Raw genomic sequence first — 25078 nt, forward strand, 5'->3', positions numbered from 1 at the left:
CAGCCGCGGATCTCCATGCATAGAGCAACTGGCGCTCAAGCACCAGTTGCCATATCTGCTCTTCTTTATTCGAAGATTGCTGAGTTTCTTGCTTTCTCGATGATGAGTTCCGCATCACGCTGGAGCAAAAGCCGCTTTTCAACCAGGCCTCGTGCGGCTGCTGAGACCGCTTGCACATATCCGTCCTGGTTGACATACAGCTCTTCGAGAGAGACACGTGTATCACCTGCCGCAATTCTCTGAGCTCGAGTCTTGTGGAACGGTATGTAGCTCCCCGTCAGATTAGACAAATCAACGATCTTGTCGCTCGCCACATAGTTGAACTCAATACTTGTACCGAGCGGCGCAAGTGCTTCTACCGAGCGGATGCCGGCAATCGTGAGACCGGTTCGAGGGTCAACCTGAGGCACCAGTATTGGATACTGCCGACCCGTTTGTCGGGGCGGCAAGATGCTTGCAATGCCTGACTCATCTTCGGGCCGGTATTGCGGTCCGAACTCCAGCAATTCGTAATTGTTATAGCGGGCCAGGTAGTTGAAAGCCGGTATGGCGGATAGGCCCGTGCCGGATTTCCACTGGACTCCCTGCATTGCGGGGAACTGAACTGATCCGGGCTTGACCAATGTGCCGTCGGCCAGCAAAGGGGTCTGGCTTCCCGGAGGCTCCGTGCCTTTGGTCACCCAGTCTTCCAAGGCAAGGAAAAGAGCTCGGAATGTGTCATTGAAATGCACAACCGTTCCGGCAGGGTAAACATTACGATTTGGTGCGTAGCTGATGCTGGATTCGCCACCCGCCCCGCCGTGTTGTGTGCTGGAGTAGTAGTAGATGCGGGCATTGTCCGGTTGTGCAATGTCCCTGCTTCCTTGCGTATTCGTGAGTACGGGCGAACCTTGCAACTGCCAGAACTCCGTGCCTGACAGTCCCAGAAAGAACTTGGGGCAGGTATTGGACTCGCTGCAGCGACGCATGACCCCGCCTTCGCGGCCACTGATGCCATCGACATAGCTCTTGTCAAGACCGCGTGGTGCGGTCTGGCCAAACGCGGTATGGTCGGTGCGCAGCCCCCCTCCCCCTCCCGGAACTGCAAAACGCGTGTTGACATTGGTTTGACGTGCAGCGACATGCGCATACATCCCGTCAAATACGCGTGAGCCGTCAGTTGCCTGGTTGAAGCCCAGATGCAGGAAGGTCTTCATGGCATTTCCCGACTGGGACGTACCTTGGCCAAGCGTGTATTTGATGCGCCCAGCCAACGGATTGGGGCTGCCGTTGCTGTCCTTCTCTGTCGAGCGGAAGAAATGAACAGCATCACGCAATGCAGCAAGCCCGACTCCCATGACTTTGGGGTCCTTGGCAACATAGACCAGTTCATACAGATACAAAGGATCGAAGCCATCCTTCATGCAGACTTTGCCTGCATCTGCGATGCCTGGAAACGGCGCGCTTGAAGTGCAGTCCGCAAACTTCCAATCAGATGCGGGAATCAATTCTCGCTTGTCCGTTTCATTGATGCGCCGAGTTAACGAATAGCCAGGGGCGGTATTGTCTAGGCTGGCTGGCGCGTATGGAAGCATGGTTCCATTGAAGACACCACCAGGCAGGCCCATCGTTGACGTGGCAGTACCTGGAACCAGCTCGGTGCGATATGTGCCGGTGATGCTGCTGCCATCCGTATTGATTGCCACCGGCACTTTTGCCGTCAAACGCTCGGCAGAGGATTTGGGCACATCGCCTTGCCAAGCCGCATACAACATCACGTAGCCCCGTTCCATGTAGACAGCGTCACTTGGTGTGCTGCTGGGATTGGGCATGGTCAGGATGTTGCCTCGATTCGGAGCGTCGTAGCGGAGCACGCCGCTGGCTTTGGACATGTTCTTGGGCTTGAGAAGCATGAAGTCCGTTGAGTACTCCACCATTCCCCTGGCGTTGACCGGAGCAAGCGCCAAGTCTTGAATGATGCGGTTTCTGGCATCTTTCGGGTCGAGTTCCCCAGAGATTGTTCCGCTGACTTTCTCATAGGCTCCAACGCTGCCATAGGTTCCAGGAAAATCCTGAGTGGACGTAATCTGGATAGCCAGCCTGGGCTTGGCAGATTCATTGACGGACTTGCCGCCGTCGCCTCCCCCGCATCCTGCGGCGATTGCCGCTGCCATGGCGGCTATTGTTAGCTTGAACGCATGCATGTTTGTCTCCTTGTTTTTATCGATGAACCAGGTTTCAGAACGGCGCAGTTATCCCTTGGCATCTGGCGGCCAATTTGAAGATGGACTGGATTGAGTGTGAGCGGCCCGGGTGCTGGGCCGCTGCGCGGTCGCCCGCCTTATTCAGGCGTGATGCCTGCCGCCTTGATGACCTGTCCCCACTTGGTGGTTTCTGCGGCCTGGAACTGTGCCAGCTCCGAGGCAGAGGTGGTCCAGGCTTCGGAGCCGGACATATTGAAGAAGGACTTGGCCGCAGCGCTGTTCACCGCCTTGGTCAGCAGTTGATTGAGTCTGGCCGCGACAGGTGCTGGTGTATTGGCAGGCGTGTAGGCTGCAAACCAGTAGCCCATGTCATAGCCTTTGACACCGGCTTCCGCGATGGTTGGAACATCAGGCAACTGTGCGCTGCGCTTTTGGGTGGAGTAACCCAGCGGGCGCAGCTTGCCGGCCTTGATTTGAGGAACGCCCGTCGAGACGTCGGTAATCATCAGGTTTATTTGCCCGCCGAGAAGATCTGTGAGGGCGAGCGGATTGCTCTTGTAGGGAACGTGAAGGATGTCGACTCCGGCGAGTTGCTTCAGCATTTCGCCAGCCACACGGCTTGAAGAGCTGCCGCTGCCAAAACTCAGCTTGCCGGGATTGGCTTTGGCGTAGCCCAGCAGATCGCCTACGGACTGATAAGGCGAAGTCGCAGGAACGACCAGGACCTGTCCACCTTTGCCCAGACCTGTGATGGGGGTGAAGTCCTTGACAGGGTCGTACGACAGCTTTTTGTACAGATGCTCGTTGGCAGCATGCGTCGTATTGGTCGTGATGAGCACGGTGTAGCCATCAGGTGTGGCCTTGGCCACAGCTTGCGCCGCAATCATGCCGCTGGCACCGCCTTTGTTTTCCACCACGACCGGCTGCTTGGTTTGCTCGGAAACGGCTTGTCCCAAGGCGCGTGCAAGCTGGTCTGTCGCACTGCCGGCGGCAAACGGAACAACAAAGGTAATAGGCTTGTTTGGAAATTCGCTCTGTGCAAAGGCCAGCGGGCTGAGCGCCAGGCTTGCGCCGCATGCAAAAACAGTGCGTCGTGTCAGAAATTTCATGGTTTGTCTCCTAGTGGTTGTTGTAGAAAATTCAGGCGCTTGGGCCGACGAGCAGTGGCTCGAGATGGCATGGAACCACGACAGGCATTTCAAGTACCCTGAAGCACAGCGTTTTTCCATGGCTGTCCAGGTTCAGCGAGTCGTTGACCCCCCCATCCAGTACGTTGTCGAGCACCAGATTCATGGCGTGGAGCTTGGGTAGCAGGTATCGCCGAACATGGCTTGGCTTGCGATCTGCAAACAGGTGCATCACGACTTGTTCGGTGACTTGTTCGCATACCACCTCCCACAAATCCGGATGCCATGCAATGACGCTGATGTTGGAGCGGTTGCCTTTGTCACCCGTGCGTCCATGCGCAACTCGGTAAAGGGGAACGGTAAGGGTTGAGTTCATGGCTTACTCCTGATGTGGCTTGGTCCAGTGGAAGCCAGTCGTAATCTGTTGCTGAGGTACCAGGCACGACACCATTCCCAGGCGCTGACGCATATGGGTGCGAACGCCCCCTCCCCCCGCCGGGCCGCAGCAGTACAAGGCGTTGATCTCGCGCGGCAGACGCGCAGCCACCGCATGGTCGGCATGCTGCCAGGCCATGCGAAGCCGGACATCCCGGGATTCGCCGGCAATGCCTTCGTCAGTCAGCCAGTCGCTGCTGTCGTTTCCCCAGACGCTGGTCACGCCGATCAGATCGGTTCTGAGGGGAGCAATATTCGCCAGGCGCCTGGATATGGTCTGGGCCGCCAGACGCGCGCGCTCTTGTGCTCTCGGGCCTGCGTAGGAGATCTCTCCCTCGGCAAACCATCCTGACTCAAAGCAGACATTGACTTTGAGCATCTCCGGCCTCGGATGGCCAATGACACCTTCCAGGCGCACCCGGTCAGGCCCAACCGAAATCACTTCTGCCTGAGTGATGTCGGCAACAACGTCTGGCGTGAGGTAGCAGGCAGGGTCATGGATTTCGTAGAGCAGTTGCTCCTTGACCGTGGCTGCGGTGATGCAGCCCCCGGTAAGAGATGGCTTGAAGATGGTGCTGTTGCCCGCGATGTCGATTTCGGCAATGGGATACCCCAGGCGCTCCATACCGGGTACATCTTTGTACCCCGGGTCTGCGAAATAGCCGCCAGAGACCTGGGTTCCACATTCCAGCAAATGCCCGGTCATCGTGGCTCGTGCCAGGCGATTCCAGTCATCCCAGGCCCATCCGAAGTGGGCCATGGCAGGTCCCACTACAAGCGAGGGGTCGGAGACGCGGCCGCACACCACAATGTCTGCACCTGCCAGCAGTGCCTCGGCAATGGGTCGTGCACCTATATAGGCATTGGCGCTCACCAACTGCTGGTCTGGCATGTCCGAGCCCAGAGCTTTTTCGAGCAGTTGGTAGTGCGCGGGTCCGCTGAGGTCATCCCCATGAACAACCGCTATTTGGGGTAGGCGCGTTCCGAGCTCCCTGGCCAATGCAGCAATGGCCCGGGCTGCACCTTGTGGGTTGGCCGCACCAAAGTTGCTGACGATTCGAATGCCATGCGCCAGGCAGTCGGCGAGCACGGGCCGGAGAAACTCCACCATGAGTGGCTCATAGCCTGCATCGGGATTCTGACGGCGAGCAAGCTGCGCCAGTGCCAGAGTGCGCTCGGCAAGCGTTTCAAAGATCAGAAAGGCAGGTTTGCTTTGTCGAACCAGCTCCTGCACGACGGGTTGCGCCGCATCAATTCGATCGCCGGAAAAGCCTGCCGCACATCCGATGAGCAACGACGTCGTTTCGTTTTGCACTCTTGTCATGAAACCTCCTGTTGCCCACTATAGGAAAACCGCTATAAGCTGTGAAATCGATAATTGAGATTAATTAATCCGCATTTCAAATGAATCTATCGTCGCGTGATGTGCAGGCATTCCTGGTACTGGCCAAGCAAAAGAACTTCACCCAGGCCGCCAGCATGTGCCACCTGTCACAACCGGCTTTCAGCGCACTCATCCGCTCCGTGGAGCAAACGGTAGGTCTCAAACTGTTCGACCGAAGCACAAGACACGTGGTGCTTACCCGTGAAGGCGAACGATTCCTGCAGTCTGCGGAGCGCCTCGCCGCAGAATTCGCTGCCTGCGAGAGAGCGATGCGTGATACAGCACAACTGGCTCAGGGGCACGTATCAGTTGCATTGCTGCCATCCCTTGCCGCGGGCTGGCTTCCTGAAGTGCTGAAGATGTACACCGCGCGGCATCCGGGAGTTCAGCTGGGTGTGTTGGACGTGCTGTCCGAGCCATGCATCGCTGCCGTTGCCAACGGAGATGCGGATTTTGCGCTGGCCGCCATACGCGTGGATACACCCGACCTGAAGGCTGAGCCGTTTTGCAGCGACGGCTTCTATATGGTGTGCCCTGGCGACCATCCACTGGCGGACAAGGTCGAGCTGTCCCTGGAGGATCTGACACCCTGGCCCTTCATCCACCTGGCACGCCACAGCAGTGTTCGCCAGTATCTGGATGCCGCTTTTTTTCCTCGAAAGATGCAGACTTTCGTTGAGGTCGAGCAATTGGCCACCGTGATGGGGCTGGTGCAAGCCGGACTAGGCATCACCGTAGCTCCGGCGCTGAGCCTGTTTCACTTCGACAAGCCCGGATTGGTGGCCCGGCACCTGCTGCTGCCGGGTATGGACCGGCAGATCTATATGGTTCGAAAGCGAGAGCGCAGCCTTTCACTGGTAGCTGAAGCGCTCTATCAATTGATGCAGCAGATGCGTCCTGCAAACGCTTGACCTGGCTGATTGCAATATGCACTTTGCCGATGCTGCCCCATCAGCCACAAGACAGAGCCGGGACAAGCTTAGCTGTGCAAAACACGTATCTCGCCTGGGACAGCCGGTGGCAGGCCGCGAGACTCTAATAGCGCCAATCGGCATACAGGGTGAGCATTAGCTGTGCCCTCTCCTGGCTCCAAGCTTTTTTTGCGTCCAGTTCAGCCGTATAGCAATTTCGCGTCGTGAAGACATGCATCATTCGCCATCAGCTCGCCCTCAGCCATCTGCCGTTACAGAGTTATCGAGTCGGTAATACAAGGCACCCAGCCTTGGTCACCATCCCTAGAGCCCAGGAGACATACATGAAATACAGAACCAACCGCAAGCGCAGTGCCGTCTTGTCAAAATTGCCCTACGGCCTTGCCGGTGGGGCGTTGCGCAAGCTCCTGGTTGCCACGTTTGCGCTGGCATCGCTGGCCAATGGCGCGTTTGCGCAGGAGTCGAAGCGCGACGCCTTCTTCTGGCTGGGGCAAATCAACAAGGCGTCGGCAGTCATCAATACCGATGAGGGCTTGCTCGACAAGTCCATGGCTCCCAAAATTGCGCGAGGTCTCCAGAGCGTCTTGAACGCAGGCGATGCTCCCAATGGTAAACGACCAGGTTTGGTCATCACTTTCGAGCCCCTGCTCATTGATGCAGCAGGCGTGGAAGCCACTCTTCTTCATGCCGGGCGTTCAAGCCAGGATATGTTGGCTACGGTGCGCTCCGCCATACAGCGGGACGATATGCTGCGCCTGAACAAACAGCTGGCACAGACCCGTGCTCATCTGCTGCGGCTGGCCCAGACTTATGCCAACACGGTTGTTCCGAATTACACCAACGGGGTGGCCGCTCAACCTAATAGCTATGGGCACTACCTTCTGGGACACCTTGCCGGTTTTGACCGGGACGCCCAGCGCCTTCACGAGGCATTCGCGCGCATCGACCAGTCGGCAATGGGCACGACGGTTCTCAACGGCACTAGTTGGCCGCTGAATCGCGAGCGAATGGCCAAGTACCTTGGCTACCCGGCCACCGTGGACAATGCCTACGATGCCGCACAAATCCTGGCTGCCGAGATGCCGGTGGAGATCGGCGCAGTTGCGTCGAGCATTTCACTGCACGTCGGAGCCTTTGTCGAGGACGTGATGGTGCAGTACGCGCAGCCCAGGCCATGGATTCTGCTCCGGGAGGGTGGAGGGAACACCTACGTCTCAAGTGCCATGCCTCAGAAGCGAAATCCTGGATTGCTCAACGACACCCGCGCCAACGCTTCGCGCGTGCTGGCTCTGGGGGTGGGGCGCCTCATCAGCCAGCACAATATTCCGCCGGGAATGAGCGATAACAAGTCATCCCATGACTCCTCCGCGCTGATTGCAGCCACGATTTCCACTCTTCAGGGATTTGACAAGGTGCTCAGCGGCCTGGTGATCAATCCCGAACGTGCGCTTGAAGAGCTGAATCTTGACTGGACGGCCTCCCAGGAGGTGGCGGATGTTCTGATGCGCAAGTACAAATTGCCTTTCCGCGTGGGTCACCACTTTGCTTCGGAGGTCGTCAGCTTTGCCAAGGAACGCAATATCACCCCTCGCGACTTCCCTTACGCTGATGCCCAGCGCATCTACGCCGCGACGCTGAAACACGAGATGTCCATCGAGAACGGAAGCCTGCCGATGTCGGAGGACGAATTCCGGGCAGCGCTGGACCCTGTGGCCATCGTGAAGAATCGTGTGACTGCTGGCGGCCCACAGCCTGCGGAGATGACCCGCATGATTGTGCGCTCCAGGCAAATGCTTGCCCAGGAGGAGCAATGGACGGCAGAGCGAAGCAAACGCATCGAGGCGGCCATCAAGGATCTTGATCGCGACTTCTCACGCCTGATGGCTCAGTGAAGAGGAAAACCAGAAAAGAGGCCGAAGCCTCTTTTCAAATGCATTGGCGGCCGGGCAGGCCTTTTGCGAGCGACGGTGCCGCAAGCCTTGATGCACCGCACTGCAGCCTGAATGTGGCCAAGAGGATCACTCATGGCCACATTCAGGCAAGCCCCTCGCCATCAGCGCTTATTGCCTTGCTCGGTGTATTGCGCGTACAGCTCGTCAGCCATTTTGCGCAGCGCACGACCTATGGCCGCGTATTCATACTCGTTGAGATTGGCCAAGGAGGCGCGTCCCGATGGACGGTCCGATCCAAAGCCACGGCCCGGCAGGAGCACGATTCCAGTTTCATCGGCAATCCGGAACAGCATGTCGCCGGTCGAGGACTGCTTGACCGCCCATTGCGAGAATGCTTCGCCATAAAGCTTGGAGGTCACGTCCTGCAGGTCGATCAAGGTGTAGTAATCGACCGCATTTTCGTCTCTTTGCGGAGGCGTGCCCAACTCGCGATACAGCGTTGCTTCACGACGTCGTATCAGTTGCTTGAGCGTGTGCTTGTACTGGTCGCTCTCGTCCATGAGCGCAAACAGCGAGAACAGGGTCATCTGAACCTGCTGGGGCGTGGACAGACCGGCCGTGTGGTTCAAGGCAACCGCGCGGCTGTCGGCAACCAGGCGATCGATGAACTTCAATGAGCGCACATCGGGCAGCAGTGAACGATAGCGATGATCGAGCTCTGTTTTCTCGGACTCAGGCAGCTTGCCCAATGCCAGGTCAAAGATGTTTTCCTTATGTGCAGCCACCACACCCAGACGCCAGCCAGTGGCACCAAAGTATTTGGAGAACGAATAGACCAGCAAGGTGTTGGCCGGGCAAATCGCAAATAGCGACTGAAAGCCATCGGCAAACGTGCCATAAACGTCATCGGTGAGGATCATCAGATCCGGTCGATGTTCGGCCACGATCTTGCGCACACGCTCCAGACTGCGCTCGTCCATCTTTACTGATGGCGGATTGCTGGGGTTCACGCAGAAGAAGATCTTGATGGCCGGATCCTTGAGCTTGTCCAGCTCGGAATCCGGATATTGCCAGTTCAGGGCCGGGTCGGCATTGATGGCCACCTCCTCCAGCGCATACTGGGCCAGCTCTGGAATTTCTATATATGGTGTGAAAACCGGCATGCCGATGGCCACCTTGTCACCGGCTTTGAGCAGGCCGTTGACCTTCATGCTCTCGAAGATATAGGCCATGGCGGCCGTGCCGCCCTCGACGGCAAACAATTCCACGGATTCGCCCGGCATGGAATCGCCTGCCATTTCGCGGATGATGTACTGGCGCACGATTTTTTCGCTGATTTTCAGCATGCGCGGTGGCACCGGGTAATTGCAGCCCAGAATGCCGTCGACCATTTCATGGAGAAACTCGGCGGGGTCCAGACCCAGCTGATCGCGGACATAACTCAGGGATTTACCGAGAAAACGAACGCCTTCCTGATCGCGGTTTTCGGCAATATAGCGCTCGAAGCGCCCTTCTATACCCTCAATCTTTGCCAGGCCTCCGACGCCCACCGTGGTCATATAAGAATACGAAAGCTCAGACTCGGAAGCCGCAAACAAACCCAGACGGAAAAATGCTCTTCTCGGTGTGGTTGCCAGAAAATTGGGATTGCCCCGCCCCGCATTGAGCATGAGGCGGTTTCCGTCGCCCGAGGCGATCTTGATCAACTCATCCTTGAGCTCGAACGGGCTCAAGTTCGCCAGACTCTGATAATCCTTGCTCATATCGCAACTCCTTCCATTCGTCCTAGTGAATCAGTTCAGGGTTTCACGCAAAGGCGATGACCAATGGACCCAACAAAGTCAGGAACACATTGGCCAAGGCATAAGTGATTGCAAACGGGGTGGTGGGGATTGAATTGCCAGCCTTGTCCAGAACCTCGCCAAATGCGGGGTTGGCACTGCGTGCGCCAGACAGCGAACCTGCGAACACGGCCACGTTGTCGTAACGCAGCACGTACTTGCCGAACAAAATGGCAATCAGCAGCGGAATGATGGTGACCAGAACGCCCAGCATGAACAGCGTCAAGCCCTGTTCCATGACCGTGCTGACCGCCTGCTGGCCGGACTGCAGGCCCACCATGGCCACAAAACCGGCCAGCCCCAGGTCGCGCAGCAATGTCGAGGCGCTTGTTGGCATATTGCCCATGGTGTGCTTGCGGCTGCGCCACCAGCCAAACAGCAGGCCGGAAAGCAAGGCACCGCCACCGCTGCCCAAGGTAATGGGAATAGCGCCTATGCGCAGCACGAGCAGGCCGATCAGCAGGCCGACGACAATGCCGAAGCCGTGGAACACCCAGTCGGTCTTGTCGCTGGGAACAATGATTGGGCCGGCGGCCTGGGAAGCCTTCTGAACGTCCTGAGGTGTGCCGAACAAGGTGACCACATCGCCGGGCATCACCATGGTCTGCGCGGTGATGGGAACCGGCGATCCCGCGCGTATCAAGCCCTCGGCATAGACACCGTGCTTGAGATCCTGAGACAGGCTGTCCAGAATGTCCTTGACGCTGCGATTCAGATACTGGGAATTGGAAATGGCCACATCGCGGCGCACCATCACCACGTCCATGCCCTGGGCTCCGGGCAGCTCATCGCCTACCGTCTGGCCCAGAGACACCACGGCGGGGCGGCGTCCGACCAGCAAAACAATGTCGCCGGCCTCCAGTACCAGGCTGGGGTCCACGCCAACCAGAGCATTCTTTCGCTGAATGCGCTCCACCGTCACCCTGCCCTGGGTCCCCCCGGCTTCGAGATCTGCCACGGTTTTGCCCGATTGGGCGACGCGGAAAATACGGCCCACCAGATCGGGTGCCGCTGGCGATTCACCCACGCCATAGACCCGCACGCCTTTGAGCTGCTCCTGCTCGGCCTGAACCGCGTCGTCCCGGATATTGCGTCCGGTAATCCATGGCAGGACATTGACGCACATGATGATGGCCCCGAAGGAGCCGAATATATAGGTCACCGCATAGCCGATGGCAACGTTGGCCTGCATGCGCTGCACCTCCTCGCCCGAGAGCCCGAGTTTCTCAATCGCAGAACCGGCCGTTCCAATGATTGCCGACTGGGTCAGCCCGCCGGCCGCAAGACCTGCAGCCAGTCCTTTGTCCAGACTGAATACCCGGGCAATCACCACCACCGTGATCAAACCGGACAAGGCGACCACGACGGCCATCATGATTTCCTTGACCGAATGGCGCCCCAGAGAATTGAAGAATTGCGGACCGCTTTCAAAGCCTACGGCATATATGAACAAGGCGAAAAGCACGGCCTTGATGCCTGAATCTATCTGAATGCCGATCTGGCTGATCAAGACTGCCGCCAATAAGGAACCTGCCACGCCCCCCAGCTGGAATGAGCCAAAGCGAAACTTGCCGACCCAGTATCCCAGGGCCAGAGACGCAAAAAGTGCCGCCTCCGGTGATTGGTGAAAAATGCTTTTGAGTAAATCCATGGCCACCTCTATTTCCGGATAAAAAGATCAAGCAACAGAAAGTCCGTTCAGGCTTCAATACCAGGCCCTGGAAATGCTTGAACTCAGGAGAAAGCGGTTTGCTACTAGGAAGCGTGCATCGAGATCGCCCGTCTCAAAACTGATGCCGCATCCATTGGCGGGTTAGTTCTTGTCTTCTTCTATTTCCCACCACTATTAAAGACAAAAGCGTACCGAAATGTAGGACGTTACCGATTAATTATTTCGGGATAGTCATGGTTGGGCCGCTGTAGCTCGGCGTTCCCAGAGGATATTGACAAGCCGCAGCAATAAGAGGCAGTCCGTGCGGCTGCATAAAAAACAAGCCGGACGGACCGTGGCGGGTTGCCGGATATTGCCTAGCGAAGGGTTCGCCGGTTGATGGAGCGGCGGGTCGCCGCGAGATTGTTTCGACGCGCCAGAGGTTGAGCCGCATTCGAATCCTGGGCCGTGGCTGCAACCGCAATTCTTTGCTGAGCCTCCAGCAGATTTTTGAGATCGGCTGCACGCTCCTGCGCCAGGGCTGCGGTGTTCTGGGCTGTCTGCAACTGGGCATGCAGATTCAATATCTCCTGCTCCGATTGGTCCAGGCGGCCTTGCATCTCCTGATAGCGCGACTCGGACTTGCGCTCCTGGTCCTGCAGGCTTTTTCTCGCTGTCGTGAGCTCCTGACGTGCACGGTCGACCTCGTTGAGCATATGGCGTTCGTTGCCCGCGTACTGCTCGGCCATGCGCTGGCGTTCCGCTGCGGCGGACTGAATTTCTTCACTGTGCTTTTGCTGCTGCAACTCACGCTGGCGCACGGCATTGCCCAACTCGTCACGCAGCTCTTCCAGGCGCTGATCGCGCTCCTGCAGCGTCTGCTGCATCTCGTCAAGACGACGTGCAAGATCCTGGGCGTGGTTCTGGGCGGTCTGCAGGGCTTGATTCAGCGCATCTTTTTGCGCTTCCATGGTTGCCTCTCGCTGAGCGAGTTGCTCCTGCTGTGCCACAAAGGCCTGCTCCTCGGCTTTCAAAGCCTGCTCGCGAAGGTCCAAGGCCTTGCTGGCTGCGGCTTTCGCCTCTTCCTGTGCCGTATTCCAGAGCTCTTCGGCAAGGCGCTGCACAGGGTCCGGCACCGACTGCAGCACGGATGGATCCTGTTCTCCCGCAACCCCCAAACGACGCCCTAGCGTGGCAAACCAAGTTTCCAGCATGGGACTGACCGTATTCGGAGAGCCGCGCCCTATCTGCTGGCGCACGCGCTCTATGGTCGGGCGCAGACCCTGGGCAATCAAGACATCGGCCGCAGCCCAGACATCGGACTCCTGCACGCCCCTGGACGTGGTTTTGCTTGTATTCATATCTATTCTTCAAATAACTAACGATAAGTGATTGTTATCGTGATCTATCAATTGAATGCGTAATACACAATACATCTTATGTAATAAATATTACGTAAGAAATTTTCATACAGATGACAACGTACATTAACCCGTTTTTATCCCTTTGATTAAGGGTGGAGTCCGTTCTGCGTTCAAGCGAGAGCAATTTCGTTACCCTGTACACACCGGTTGTTCTGCCAGGGCCCGTGATCAGGCCGGCCTGGCGTCGCCAAGTAGTGTCCTGATCGCTGTCATTGATAGGTAAGCGATAGCTGCCATCAGCCGATGGCTTGCGCACTGGGTTGAAGCCACCAGACTTGGCGTGAGTAAAGACAGCCAGAGCAACACAGTCTGCGGTGCTGCACCGTCTTTGCCGACAGCCCCAGAGCGGTACATCGATTTCAGCCGGCATGCAAAGTCCGGGCGAAAATAGCGTCATGGATTCACGCAAGCCCTCGTCCTTCCCTGCTCCAGCGGCCTTTGATGCCAACCGCCTACAGGTGCTGGATATGCCGGCTGGCGCCCTGGCACCCAAAGCGCATGAAGCCATCAAGGAGCTGATGCATGAAGGCGAATCCAGTAATACGCGCAGCAGCTATCAAAGCGCCATGCGTTACTGGGCGGCTTGGCACCTGCTGCGTATGGGCCAGCCCATGCAACTGCCGCTGCAAGTGGCTACGGTACTGCAGTTCATCATCGATCATGCCCAGAGGCAGAGCGGTGCAGGCCTGCTCAATGAAATGCCGCCCGATATCGACGACGCCCTGGTAGCTGCCGGCTACAAGGGGAAAAAAGGGGCACCCTCGCACAGCACGCTGGTGCATCGCATGGCCGTGATGTCCAAGGCACATCAGGTGCATGCCATGTCCAACCCCTGTCAGGATGGGGCCGTCAGGGAGTTGATGTCACGCACGCGCAAGGCCTATGCAAGACGTGGTGATCTACCCCAGAAAAAAGAGGCGCTGACGCGCGATGTGCTGGAGGCACTGCTGGCCAGCTGTGACGACAGCTTGCGCGGCCTGCGCGACCGGGCGCTGCTGCTGTTTGCCTGGGCCAGCGGTGGGCGGCGCCGCTCCGAAGTGGCCGGCGCCGATATGCGTTTTCTACGCGCCGTGGCTGGTGGGGAATTCATCTACACCCTGAGCCATAGCAAGACCAACCAGAGCGGCACCGACGCCCCCGAGAATCACAAGCCCGTCACCGGCCGTGCCGCCATCGCCCTGAGGGCATGGCTGGACGCGGCCGGCATCACCGAAGGTCCTATCTTCAGGCGCATTCGCAAAGGAGGCCATGTGGCAGAACCGCTGACTCCCGCCGCCGTGCGCAATATTGTCAAGGAGCGCTGTGCGCTGGCGGGCGTGGAAGGGGATTTTTCCGCACACTCGCTGCGCTCGGGCTTTGTGACCGAGGCCGGCAGACGCAATCTGCCGCTGGCCGACACCATGGCCTTGACGGGGCACCATAGCGTGAACACCGTTCTCGGCTACTTCCGGGCCGACTCGGCACTCAACAATCAGGCGGCGCGTATGCTGGACGAGGACTGATCAAGCCCCATCAGCTGCAGCGCAGCTCGATGAATGGTGGATTGCGGATTGGCCAGTTGCAGCGGCAAATCAAAGTGGTTGGTCGCCGGCGCTTCCACCCATTGCCCCGGCAGACAGCGAGCCTGCCAGGCAGCCAGATAGTCGCGCGACTGGCGCTTGAATTCATGGCTTTCAAACTCCCCACAGCTCACATGCAACTGGCATTGAGCATGGGTACTCGCATCGGGCAGCAGAAAGCGCGGACTGTTGCGTATGGCGGCAGCGTCGTCGAGCTGCATCCAGTCGTTGATATGGGTTGTCAACAGCGGCTGCAGGTCGAACAGGCCGCTCAAGGTTAGCGCTGACCGGGGCACAGCCTGGGCTGGCAGGTCGTAGTCTTGTTGCCAATCCTTGGCCAGCAGCATGCCCGCCAAATGTCCCCCGGCCGAGCTTCCGCAGACACAGATATTGCGGGCATCACCGCCGTAGATGGCGATATTGCACACCACCCAGGCATAGGCCTGGCGCATCTGATCGACGATATGGTCCAGCGTGACGGACGGGGCCAGATCGTAGTCGGGCACAACGACGATGGCGCCCTCCTGCGTCAGCGCCGGTGCCATGAAAGCCGAATCATCCTTGCCCAAGGCCTTCCAGTAACCGCCATGGATGAAGATGAAAACAGGCGCAGCTTGTGCGGTACCTGCCTGGGCTGAGGGCAGATAGATATCCAGAACATCAGTAGCTCTGGGGCTGTAGCGCTGGTTGCGAACTGCGCCGGACAAGGCAAATGCGGCCTGGCTTTCCTGCGTGTAGCGCGCCAGGTACGCCAGCGGATCCTGCACGCTGGCGCGGGCGTTGTATTGGCGGTCGTAGTAAGCGGTCGTGGAGTCGGTCGAGATGGAAGGCATTTTCTGCGCGTCTTTGGGCTTCGGGCGGCGATCAATCACAGCGCACAGCATAAGCCAGGCGGCAGGCTCTTCATTGCCGCGGCAGCATCAACTACTCAAGCCAGCATCCTCCAATTAGACCTGTTCACCTGTCATGTAGATACATTAAATTACATTCATGCAAATGAAATCAGAGCGTTGGAGCAGGCGTTGAGAAAAGCAAAAGCGGGGGCTGGCTGTGCAGCCATGATGTGGGGGCTCTGCGCCCAGGCCGGCGGCCTTGACAGGACAGGCCAGGACCTTGGGCCTTTGTTTGAAAACGGCCGCTATCTTTCCGTGGAGACCTATACGGTCCGGCCCCGGATCCAGGGCACGGATGCCCTGGGAAAGTCCACTGGGCAAGTCGCCGACGATTACACCCAATGGGGCTTTGCCTACAAGCAGGATGTAAATCCACGCACCTCGGTGCTACTGATGTTGAGCAAGCCTTTTGGCCTTGACATCGCTTACAGCCCACAGCAATCGCCTCTTTTTGGCGGCACGCAGGCCCGCGTGAGCAGCCATGAGCTCATGGGGGCGCTGCGCTACCGCTGGGATGAGCACTGGGCCGTGCATGGCGGTTTGCGTCTGCAGCGCACCGAAGGACATGTCGCCCTGGGGGGCATGGTATTTGGAGGGCTCAATGGATACCGGGTGGATTTCAGGCCCAGTACCGAGCCAGGCTACTTGCTGGGCATGAGCTATGAGCGCCCGGATAGGACTTTGCGCGTCGCTGCGACCTATTACTCGGCCATCAAGCACAAGATCGCGACCCGTGAAAACCTATGGCCGGGCGAAACAAGGACCGCATCGACTGCTCCGCAGAGCTTCAACCTCGATGTTCAGACAGGCATCACGCCAAGTACCCTGCTCTTTGGACAGATCCGCTGGACCAACTGGTCGCAATTCCGACTACACCCGCAGACCTTGGCAGCGATACTCCCAGGGCGCAGCCTGGCAGACATGGAGGACACAACCACCTACACGCTGGGTCTTGGGCAGAGGCTGGCGGCGAACTGGTCCGGCTTTGTCGCCGTGGCTTATGACAAGCGCAGCGACAAGGCCGCGCTGTCGCCATTGCGCCCCACCGATGGCCGCCTTGGCTACACCGTGGGGATGAGCTATCAGCAAGGACAGTTCAAGCTCACGCCCTGGCTGAGCTACCAGCGTCTGGGCTCGGTTGATATCTCCAGCGGCGGCACGACCCTGGCGGCTTTCGATGCCGAGTCCGCCACGGCGTTCGGGATCAAGCTCGGCTATCAGTTCTGAGAGCAGTCGCCGCTTTCACGCTGCAGCAATCTGACAGCCGAGGCCCGAAGCACTCAACCCAGCGCCGCAATCACGTCGGCTGGAGCCTGCACCAGCTCGATCAGCACGCCCTCGCCGGCAATCGGAAACTCGTCATTGCTCTTGGGGTGCAGGAAAGTGATGTCATAGCCTGCCGCTCCCTTGCGGATACCGCCAGGAGCAAATCGCACGCCATTGGCCGTCAGCCATTCCACGGCCTTGGGCAGATCGTCGATCCACAGGCCGATGTGGTTCAGCGGCGTGGCGTGCACGGCGGGCTTTTTCTCGATGTCCATGGGCTGCATGATGTCCACTTCCACCTTCATCGCACCCCGCCCCATGGCCAGAATGTCCTCGTCCACGTTTTCGCGCTCACTCTGAAAGGTGCCGGTCTGCTCCAGACCCAGCATGTCCACCCACAGCTTTTTCATGCGCTGTTTATCGGTGCCACCGATGGCGACTTGCTGAATGCCCAGAACCTTGAAAGGACGATTGCTCATGAATGACTCCTTGATTAATAGCTTAAAGCGCAATACTGGTAAGCGCTAGAGCCGGTTTTTATCGAAATATCAGACCTCGCCCAGCAACCAACTGCTGGCCATGGCAAAGTATTCGCGCAGCCAGGCATTGAAACGCGTGGCCAGAGGGGTTGGAGCCGCCACGGGATACACCTGAGGCAGATCCTGCCGCTTTGCAATGTCCATGGCGCGCATCAGATGAAAGTCGCTGCTGACCATGGCCATGGGTGCATCGGCAGCCACGCCGCGCTCGGCCAGCAAGGGCCGGCTGAGCTTGAGGTTCAGCTCGGTGCTCGTGCTGAGCTTTTCCAGCACCAGCCGCTGCGCAGCAATTCCGTGACGCTGCTGCAGATAGCGGGCCATGACCTCGGCCTCAGACTCTTTTTCACCCCAATCGACACCGCCGCAAACGGCAACCAAGGCCTGGGGCTGCAGCTTGGCCAGTTGTGCCGCCTGATCCAGTCGCGCGGCCAGCACCGGCCTTGGGTGGCCGTCGAGCGTGCCGCTGCCCAGCACGACGATGGATTGCACGGGCGGCACTTGCTGCGGCTCCAGGCCCAGGCCGGACAGGCGGCTCCAGAACCAGAAAAGGCTGATCAGCCACAGCACTAGGCCGGCCCAGGCCAGCGACCAGAGCCTTGCATGCAGAGGCCTGGCTGCACGCCAGTGCTGCACCGCCCGCCATTTCCAGCTCAGCCCCAAGGCCGCAGCGCCCAAGCCGGCGGGCAACACAACTCCTACATTGAAGTGCCCCAGGCACATCAGCACCAATGCGTCGACCAACAGCAGCAAGCCCAGCACAGCCAGCAAGGCACGAGCGAACTTGGCGCGACCGGGAATGGTTGCAGATGCTTTTAATGTCATAGCTACTTACGCTTACTGGATAAGGGATACAGCTATTTTCCATTGAAAACTGGAAAGCCCGCAAAGCCAAAGCCTTGCGGGCTTCCGATCTCAGGGCCTGAGGGCTGCGACGGCATTCCATGCCGGCCGGCCCCGAAAGGCCGGCATCACTCGAATTCCAGAATGATGTCGTCCACCGCCAGCGAATCTCCCTTGGAGGCGCTGATCTTGCTGACCACGCCGTCCTGGGCCGCGAACAGAATGTTCTCCATCTTCATAGCTTCGATGACGGCCAGCTTCTCGCCGGCCTGCACCTTCTGGCCGGGCTGCACCGCCACGTCGACCAGCAGGCCGGGCATAGGCGAGAGCAGGAACTTGGACAGATCGGGCGGCGCCTTGTAGGGCATGAGCTTGTGCATCTCTGCGCCCTTAGGCGAGAGCACCAGCACATCGGCTTGCGTGCCGTTGTGGATGACGCGCAGTGCCAGCGGGTTCTTGCCGTTGCCGCGTTCGATCTGGCAGGTGAAAGCCTTGCCGTTGCAGATGCCGCGCACAACCAGGTCGCGAATGTCGGCATTGCTGCGGAACTCGTAGGCCTTGTCGCCGATGACGACCTTGCAGACGCGCGCCTGGGCATCAAAGTCGGTCACCTCGCCAGTCACATACTGGTTCTTGCCTTCAGCACCCAGAACCACAGCAGTGTATTTCTCGCCCACCTGCACCTGGTGGCCTTGCATCTGGCCGGTGATGGTCGATGCACGCGCACGGTAGCGGCGATTGCGGAACAGGGCCAAAGCCACCAGGAAGTCGGGATCATCATGGGGCACGTCCTCGGCATGGAAGCCTTCGGCATAGTGCTGGGCGATGAAGCCGGTGTTGAACTTGCCCGAGACAAAGTCAGGGTGTGCCAGCAGAGCTGCCTGGAACGGGATGTTGGAGCTGATGCCGCGGATGGCAAAGCCGTTGAGTGCTTCGCGGGCCTTGGCGATGGCGTCGTTGCGATCCTTGCCGTGCACGATGAGCTTGGCGATCATCGAGTCGTAGTACATGGGGATCTCGCCGCCGTCGTAGACGCCGGTATCCACACGCACGCCGTTCAGGTGCTCGGTATCGGACTGCCACATGGTTTGCTCGGGCGGCGCAAAGCGAACCAGGCGGCCGGTCGAAGGCAGGAAGTTGCGGAACGGGTCTTCGGCGTTGATACGGCACTCGATGGCCCAACCGTCGCGTTTCACATCGGCCTGTGCAAAGGACAGTTTTTCGCCGGCAGCCACACGAATCATCTGCTCGACCAGATCGAGTCCGGTGATGCATTCGGTCACCGGGTGCTCGACCTGCAGACGGGTATTCATCTCCAGGAAGTAGAAGTCCTGGTCCTTGCCGACCACGAACTCCACGGTGCCGGCGCTCTGGTACTTGACGGCCTTGGCCAGGGCCACGGCCTGCTCGCCCATGGCCTTGCGGGTGGCGTCGCTGATGAAGGGCGAAGGCGCTTCCTCGATCACCTTCTGGTGACGACGCTGTATCGAGCATTCGCGCTCGTTCAGGTAAACCACGTTGCCGTGGCTGTCGCCCAGAATCTGGATTTCGATGTGGCGGGGCTCCTGGACGAACTTCTCGATGAAGATGCGGTCGTCGCCGAAGCTGTTGCGAGCCTCGTTCTGGCAGGAGGCAAAACCTTCAAAGGCTTCCTTGTCGTTGAAGGCCACGCGCAAACCCTTGCCGCCGCCACCTGCCGACGCCTTGATCATCACGGGGTAGCCAATGCCCTTGGCGATTTCCACCGCCTGCTCGGGGCCGGCGATGGCGTCGTTGTAGCCGGGGATGGTGTTGACCTGGGCTTCGCCAGCCAGCTTCTTGGACGCGATCTTGTCGCCCATGGCAGCAATGGAATACGACTTGGGGCCGATGAAGGCAATGCCCTCTTCTTCGCAGCGCCTGGCAAAGCCCTCGTTCTCCGAGAGAAAACCGTAGCCGGGGTGCACCGCCTGCGCGCCGGTCTGCTTGCAGGCTTCAATGATTTTCTCGCCCAGCAGATAGGACTCACGGCTGGGTGCGGGGCCCAGGCGCACGGCCTCGTCGGCCAGCTTGACATGGCGCGCGTCCTTGTCGGCGTCGGAATAGACCGCCACGGTCTGGATGCCCATCTTGCGGGCGGTGGCGATGACTCGGCAGGCGATCTCGCCGCGGTTGGCAATCAGAATCTTGGTAAACATGGATATATCTCCTGGTTCTTCTTGTTCTTACAGGGGGATGTTCCCGTGCTTGCGCCAGGGGTTGTCCAGCTGCTTGTTCTTGAGCATCTCCAGCGAGCGGCAGATACGCTTGCGTGTTTCGTGCGGCTGGATCACATCGTCGATAAAGCCACGGGCTCCGGCCACGAAGGGGTTGGCAAAGCGCTCCTTGTATTCCGCTTCGCGAGCAGCCAGCTTCACCGGATCGTTCTTGTCCTCACGGAAGATGATCTCCACCGCGCCCTTGGCACCCATCACGGCAATTTCGGCATGGGGCCAGGCCAGGTTCACGTCGCCGCGCAAATGCTTGGAAGCCATCACGTCGTACGCGCCGCCATAGGCCTTGCGGGTGATGACGGTGATCTTCGGCACTGTGGCTTCGGCATACGCATACAGCAGCTTGGCGCCATGCTTGATGATGCCGCCGTATTCCTGAGAGGTACCGGGCATGAAACCAGGCACGTCCACGAAGGTGACCACGGGGATGTTGAAGGCATCGCAAAAGCGCACGAAGCGCGCGGCCTTGATGGAGGACTTGATGTCCAGGCAACCGGCCAGCACCAGGGGCTGATTGGCCACCACACCCACGGTCTGACCGGCCATGCGGGCAAAGCCGATGATGATGTTCTTGGCGTACTCGGGCTGCAGCTCGAAGAAATCGCCATCGTCCACAGTCTTGAGAATCAGCTCCTTCATGTCGTAGGGCTTGTTGGCGTTTTCGGGCACCAGCGTATCCAGCGACAGATCGGCGCGACCCACGGGATCGGTGGTCTCCCGCACAGGAGCCTTTTCCTTGTTGTTCAAGGGCAGGTAGTTATAGAGGCGACGCAGCATCATCAGTGCCTCCACGTCGTTGTCGAATGCCATGTCGGCCACGCCGCTCTTGGTGGTGTGGGTGATGGCCCCGCCCAGCTCTTCGGCCGTGACTTCCTCGTGCGTAACGGTCTTCACGACTTCGGGACCGGTCACGAACATATAGGAGCTGTCCTTGACCATGAAGATGAAGTCGGTCATGGCCGGCGAGTACACGGCGCCGCCGGCGCTGGGGCCCATGATCATGGAGATCTGGGGCACCACGCCCGAGGCCAGCACATTCTTCTGGAACACATCGGCATAGCCTCCCAGAGAGGCAACGCCTTCCTGGATACGCGCACCACCCGAATCGTTGAGGCCGATGACGGGAGCGCCGACCTTCATGGCCTGATCCATCACCTTGCAGATCTTCTCGGCATGGGTTTCGGACAGCGCACCGCCGAACACCGTGAAGTCCTGGCTGAACACAAAGACCAGACGGCCGTTGATCATGCCGTAGCCGGTGACCACGCCGTCTCCAGGGATCTTGGTGTTTTCCATGCCGAAGTCCGTGCAGCGATGCTCCACGAACATGTCCCATTCTTCAAAAGTGCCATCGTCCAGCAGCAGCTCGATACGCTCGCGCGCCGTCAGCTTGCCTTTCTTGTGCTGCGCATCGATGCGCTTTTGTCCCCCACCCAACCGAGCGAGTTCTCGCTTGGCTTCCAGCTGCTTCAGGATATCGTCTTGCATGCTTGTCCTCTAACGTGATTTGGGTTGCTTGTCTCGCAATAGTGATGCTGCGATGCTATGGTAATAAGAGCTACTAGCGCCTACTGCATTTGGGCTAGAAGCAGATTTCTTGCTGCAGTACTGGCAGCGATACGACCCGCTGCCACATCGTCCTGAAGGACGGGGAGCATGGCCTTGACCTGAGGATGCTGGCGAAACGCCTGCTTGAGGCCGAAGTCGATGCGCTCCCACATCCAGGCCAATGCCTGCTTCTCGCGGCGCAGGGCCAGGCGGCCGTTGGCGGTTTGCAGCTCCCTGAAGCTGCTGACTGCAGCCCAGAACCCCTCCACGCCCTGGCCCAGCAAGGCACTGATCTGCAGCACCCGCGGCTGCCAGAGCGCGCCGGTGTTGGCGTGGTCGGGATTGCCGTGCATGCCCAGCAGACGCAGGCTCGATGTGATCTGGGCCTGGGCACGCGTGGCGGCATGGGGGTCGATGTCGGCCTTGTTGATGACCACCAGGTCGGCCAGCTCCATCACGCCCTTCTTGATGGCCTGCAGGTCGTCACCCGCATTGGGCAGCTGCAGCACGCAGAACATGTCCGTCATGCCGTGCACGGCGATCTCGCTCTGGCCCACGCCCACGGTTTCGACGATGACCACGTCATAACCGGCGGCTTCGCAGACCAGCATAGCCTCGCGCGTCTTTTCGGCCACGCCGCCCAGCGTACCGCTGCTGGGACTTGGGCGAATATAGGCTTCCAGCCGCATGGACAGTTGCTCCATGCGGGTCTTGTCGCCGAGGATGGAGCCGCCCGAAACGGTGCTGGACGGATCAATCGCCAGCACGGCCACACGCAGGCCCTTCTCTATCAGGAACAGGCCCAGGGCTTCGATGAAGGTGGATTTGCCGACGCCCGGCACGCCGCTGATGCCAAGGCGAAATGCCTTGCCCGTGTGCGGCAACAGAGCGGTGAGCAGACCGTCAGCCTGTTCACGGTGGTCGGCCCGGGAGGATTCAAGCAAGGTAATGGCCTTGGCCATGGCCCGGCGCTGCACGGCAGGGTTGCCGCGCAGGATGCCGTCTTGCATTTGCTCAGGGGTCACGTTGCGATCGCCTTTGCTATCAATGCTTGCCGGCCGATCAGAGACCGTTGGCCTTCTTGATCTGCTCCAGCACATCCTTGGCGCTGGCGGGAATGGGAGTGCCGGGGCCGTAGACACCCTTCACGCCCGCGTTGTATAGGAAATCATAGTCCTGGGCGGGAATCACGCCGCCCACGAAGACGATGATGTCGTCCGCCCCCTGCTTCTTGAGCTCGGCGATGATTGCCGGCACCAAAGTCTTGTGCCCGGCGGCCAAAGTGGAGACACCCACGGCGTGCACATCGTTCTCGATGGCCTGGCGCGCGCATTCTTCGGGTGTCTGGAACAGCGGCCCCATGTCCACGTCAAAGCCCAGGTCGGCAAAGGCGGTTGCGACGACCTTGGCGCCGCGGTCGTGACCGTCCTGACCCAGCTTGGCGATCATCACGCGGGGGCGTCGGCCCATGGCCTGCGAAGCGGTGTTGATCTCTTCCTTGAGCTTGTCCCAGCCTTCGGCCGAGTCATAAGCGGCAGCATACACACCGGTCACCTTCTGGGTATCGGCGCGATGGCGACCAAACGCCTTTTCCATCGCGTCGGAGACTTCACCTACCGTGGCACGCAGGCGCACGGCCTTGATGGACAGATCCAGCAGATTGCCCTCTCCGGATTCTGCCGCTGCCGTGATGGCAGCAAGTGCAGCTTCCACCTGGGCTGCATCGCGCTTCGCCTTGATATTCTTGAGCCGCGCGATCTGGCTGTCACGCACCTTGACGTTGTCCACTTCCAGGATGTCGACCGGGTCTTCCTTGGCCAGCTTGTACTTGTTGACGCCGACGATGACTTCCTTGCCGGAATCGATACGCGCCTGCTTCTCAGCGGCGGCGGCTTCGATCTTGAGCTTGGCCCAGCCGCTGTCCACAGCGGCGGTCATGCCGCCCATGGCGTCGACTTCCTCAATGATGGCCCAGGCCTTATCGGCCATTTCCTGGGTCAGCTTCTCCATCATGTAGGAGCCAGCCCAGGGGTCGATCACATTGGTGATATGGGTCTCTTCCTGAATGATCAGCTGTGTGTTGCGGGCAATGCGGGCCGAGAACTCCGTAGGCAGGGCAATGGCCTCGTCCAGCGCATTGGTGTGCAGGGATTGGGTGCCACCAAACACGGCTGCCATGGCTTCGATGGTGGTGCGGACCACGTTGTTGTATGGGTCCTGCTCTGTCAGCGACCAACCCGAGGTCTGGCTATGGGTGCGCAGCATCAGACTCTTGGGGTTCTTGGCATCGAAGCCCTTCATGATGCGGCACCACAGCAGGCGCGCGGCACGCATCTTGGCCACTTCCAGGTAGAAGTTCATGCCCACGGCCCAGAAGAAGGACAGACGGCCCGCGAAAGCATCCACGTCCATGCCCTTGGCAATGGCGGTCTTCACATATTCCTTGCCGTCGGCCAGCGTGAAAGCCATCTCCAGCGCCTGGTTGGCGCCGGCTTCCTGCATGTGATAGCCCGAAATCGAGATCGAGTTGAACTTTGGCATGTTCTGGCTCGTGTACTCGATGATGTCGCCAATGATCTTCATCGACGGCTTGGGCGGGTAGATATAGGTGTTGCGCACCATGAACTCTTTCAGAATGTCGTTCTGAATCGTTCCGGCGAGTTGGTCCTGCGGGACGCCCTGCTCTTCGGCTGCCACCACATAGCCTGCCAGCACTGGCAGCACGGCGCCGTTCATGGTCATGGAGACGGAGACCTTGTCCAGGGGGATCTCGTTGAAGAGGATCTTCATGTCCTCGACGGAGTCAATCGCCACGCCTGCCTTGCCCACATCACCCGTCACACGTGGATGATCGGAGTCATAGCCGCGGTGGGTGGCCAGATCGAATGCGACGGAAACACCTTGGCCGCCGGCGGCCAGCGCCTTGCGATAGAAGGCGTTGGATTCCTCGGCGGTGGAAAAGCCCGCGTACTGGCGGATCGTCCAGGGCCGCCCTGCATACATGGTGGCCTGGGGACCGCGGATGTAGGGGGCGAATCCCGGCAGCGTGTTGGTGAATGGCAGATCTTCCGTGTCTTCCGCCGTGTACAGCGGCTTGACGGTGATGCCGTCCGGCGTGACCCAATTCAGGTTGTTGATATCACCGCCAGGAGCCGCCTTGTTGGCGGCCTTGTTCCAGGCTTGCAGATCAGCGGGTGCGAATTCTTGTGGGTCCTGTACCGGATTCTCTTGGCTCATGTTGTCTCTCGTATGCGGTGCGCGCAGTGAAGTTTGGAATTGCGGTGAACTACCTAGATGCGCCTAGTGTACATG

18 protein-coding genes are annotated in these 25078 nt (G+C 59.2%); 4 read left to right on the plus strand and 14 right to left on the minus strand.

The window, feature by feature from the left end:
- Positions 1–65: 65 nt before the first annotated feature.
- From DJFAAGMI_RS06120 to DJFAAGMI_RS06135, 4 genes are all read right to left on the minus strand, one after another.
- Positions 66–2183 carry an alpha/beta hydrolase domain-containing protein gene (locus DJFAAGMI_RS06120; protein WP_211456348.1) on the minus strand — a complete coding sequence of 706 codons (2118 nt, stop codon included), beginning with the start codon at positions 2181–2183 and terminating at the stop codon, positions 66–68.
- Positions 2184–2320: 137 nt separating this feature from the next.
- A complete protein-coding gene (locus DJFAAGMI_RS06125; protein ID WP_211456755.1) occupies positions 2321–3292 on the minus strand; it encodes a Bug family tripartite tricarboxylate transporter substrate binding protein in 972 nt (323 codons plus the stop codon).
- Between the two features lie 31 nt (positions 3293–3323).
- Positions 3324–3686 (minus strand): AtuA-related protein, encoded by a 363-nt coding sequence (locus DJFAAGMI_RS06130; protein WP_167002032.1) that lies wholly within the window; start codon positions 3684–3686, stop codon positions 3324–3326.
- Positions 3687–3689: 3 nt separating this feature from the next.
- Positions 3690–5069, minus strand: coding sequence for an acyclic terpene utilization AtuA family protein (locus DJFAAGMI_RS06135; protein ID WP_211456349.1), 1380 nt, complete (start codon positions 5067–5069; stop codon positions 3690–3692).
- An 80-nt stretch (positions 5070–5149) separates the two neighbouring features.
- Between DJFAAGMI_RS06135 and DJFAAGMI_RS06140 the strand changes: the two genes are divergently transcribed.
- A complete protein-coding gene (locus DJFAAGMI_RS06140; protein WP_211456350.1) occupies positions 5150–6040 on the plus strand; it encodes a LysR family transcriptional regulator in 891 nt (296 codons plus the stop codon).
- A 344-nt stretch (positions 6041–6384) separates the two neighbouring features.
- On the plus strand, positions 6385–7953 hold the full coding sequence (locus DJFAAGMI_RS06145; protein ID WP_211456351.1) for an argininosuccinate lyase: 1569 nt from the start codon (positions 6385–6387) through the stop codon (positions 7951–7953).
- A 161-nt stretch (positions 7954–8114) separates the two neighbouring features.
- Here the strand turns inward: DJFAAGMI_RS06145 and aspD are convergent, their stop codons facing one another.
- The 3 genes from aspD to DJFAAGMI_RS06160 all read right to left on the minus strand — a co-directional run bounded on the left by aspD (position 8115) and on the right by DJFAAGMI_RS06160 (position 12806).
- A complete protein-coding gene (gene aspD / locus DJFAAGMI_RS06150) occupies positions 8115–9716 on the minus strand; it encodes an aspartate 4-decarboxylase (protein WP_043004286.1) in 1602 nt (533 codons plus the stop codon).
- Between the two features lie 43 nt (positions 9717–9759).
- Positions 9760–11445, minus strand: coding sequence for an aspartate-alanine antiporter (gene aspT / locus DJFAAGMI_RS06155; RefSeq protein ID WP_211456352.1), 1686 nt, complete (start codon positions 11443–11445; stop codon positions 9760–9762).
- A 377-nt stretch (positions 11446–11822) separates the two neighbouring features.
- Positions 11823–12806: a DNA-binding protein gene (locus DJFAAGMI_RS06160; RefSeq protein WP_211456353.1), complete on the minus strand. Its 984-nt coding sequence runs from the start codon at positions 12804–12806 to the stop codon at positions 11823–11825.
- A 458-nt stretch (positions 12807–13264) separates the two neighbouring features.
- Between DJFAAGMI_RS06160 and DJFAAGMI_RS06165 the strand changes: the two genes are divergently transcribed.
- Positions 13265–14371 carry a site-specific integrase gene (locus tag DJFAAGMI_RS06165; RefSeq protein WP_211456354.1) on the plus strand — a complete coding sequence of 369 codons (1107 nt, stop codon included), beginning with the start codon at positions 13265–13267 and terminating at the stop codon, positions 14369–14371.
- Here DJFAAGMI_RS06165 and DJFAAGMI_RS06170 read toward each other — a convergent pair.
- The gene (locus tag DJFAAGMI_RS06170; RefSeq protein WP_211456355.1) at positions 14341–15261 is read right to left on the minus strand and encodes an alpha/beta hydrolase; all 921 of its coding nucleotides are present in this window, start codon (positions 15259–15261) and stop codon (positions 14341–14343) included. The two genes, DJFAAGMI_RS06165 and DJFAAGMI_RS06170, sit on opposite strands and share 31 nt — an antisense overlap.
- 288 nt (positions 15262–15549) lie before the next feature.
- On the opposite strand from DJFAAGMI_RS06170, the gene DJFAAGMI_RS06175 reads away from it, so the two are divergent.
- Positions 15550–16548, plus strand: a complete 999-nt coding sequence (locus tag DJFAAGMI_RS06175) for an OmpP1/FadL family transporter (protein WP_249333850.1) — start codon at positions 15550–15552, stop codon at positions 16546–16548.
- 53 nt (positions 16549–16601) lie between these two features.
- Here DJFAAGMI_RS06175 and DJFAAGMI_RS06180 read toward each other — a convergent pair whose 3' ends face one another.
- From DJFAAGMI_RS06180 to scpA, 6 genes are all read right to left on the minus strand, one after another.
- Complete coding sequence (locus tag DJFAAGMI_RS06180; protein ID WP_003054918.1) at positions 16602–17066, minus strand: VOC family protein; 465 nt, start codon at positions 17064–17066, stop codon at positions 16602–16604.
- Positions 17067–17135: 69 nt separating this feature from the next.
- Positions 17136–17948 (minus strand): YdcF family protein, encoded by an 813-nt coding sequence (locus DJFAAGMI_RS06185; protein WP_211456356.1) that lies wholly within the window; start codon positions 17946–17948, stop codon positions 17136–17138.
- Positions 17949–18094: 146 nt separating this feature from the next.
- Positions 18095–20143, minus strand: coding sequence for an acetyl-CoA carboxylase biotin carboxylase subunit (locus DJFAAGMI_RS06190; RefSeq protein ID WP_211456357.1), 2049 nt, complete (start codon positions 20141–20143; stop codon positions 18095–18097).
- 27 nt (positions 20144–20170) lie between these two features.
- Positions 20171–21706 carry an acyl-CoA carboxylase subunit beta gene (locus DJFAAGMI_RS06195; protein WP_050874463.1) on the minus strand — a complete coding sequence of 512 codons (1536 nt, stop codon included), beginning with the start codon at positions 21704–21706 and terminating at the stop codon, positions 20171–20173.
- A gap of 80 nt (positions 21707–21786) precedes the next feature.
- Positions 21787–22791, minus strand: coding sequence for a methylmalonyl Co-A mutase-associated GTPase MeaB (gene meaB / locus DJFAAGMI_RS06200; RefSeq protein ID WP_196250283.1), 1005 nt, complete (start codon positions 22789–22791; stop codon positions 21787–21789).
- Positions 22792–22828: 37 nt separating this feature from the next.
- Positions 22829–25003, minus strand: a complete 2175-nt coding sequence (gene scpA / locus DJFAAGMI_RS06205; protein WP_043004296.1) for a methylmalonyl-CoA mutase — start codon at positions 25001–25003, stop codon at positions 22829–22831.
- Between the last annotated feature and the right edge of the window lie 75 nt (positions 25004–25078).

This window comes from Comamonas brasiliensis (assembly GCF_018292285.1).
Classification (GTDB): domain Bacteria; phylum Pseudomonadota; class Gammaproteobacteria; order Burkholderiales; family Burkholderiaceae_C; genus Comamonas; species Comamonas brasiliensis.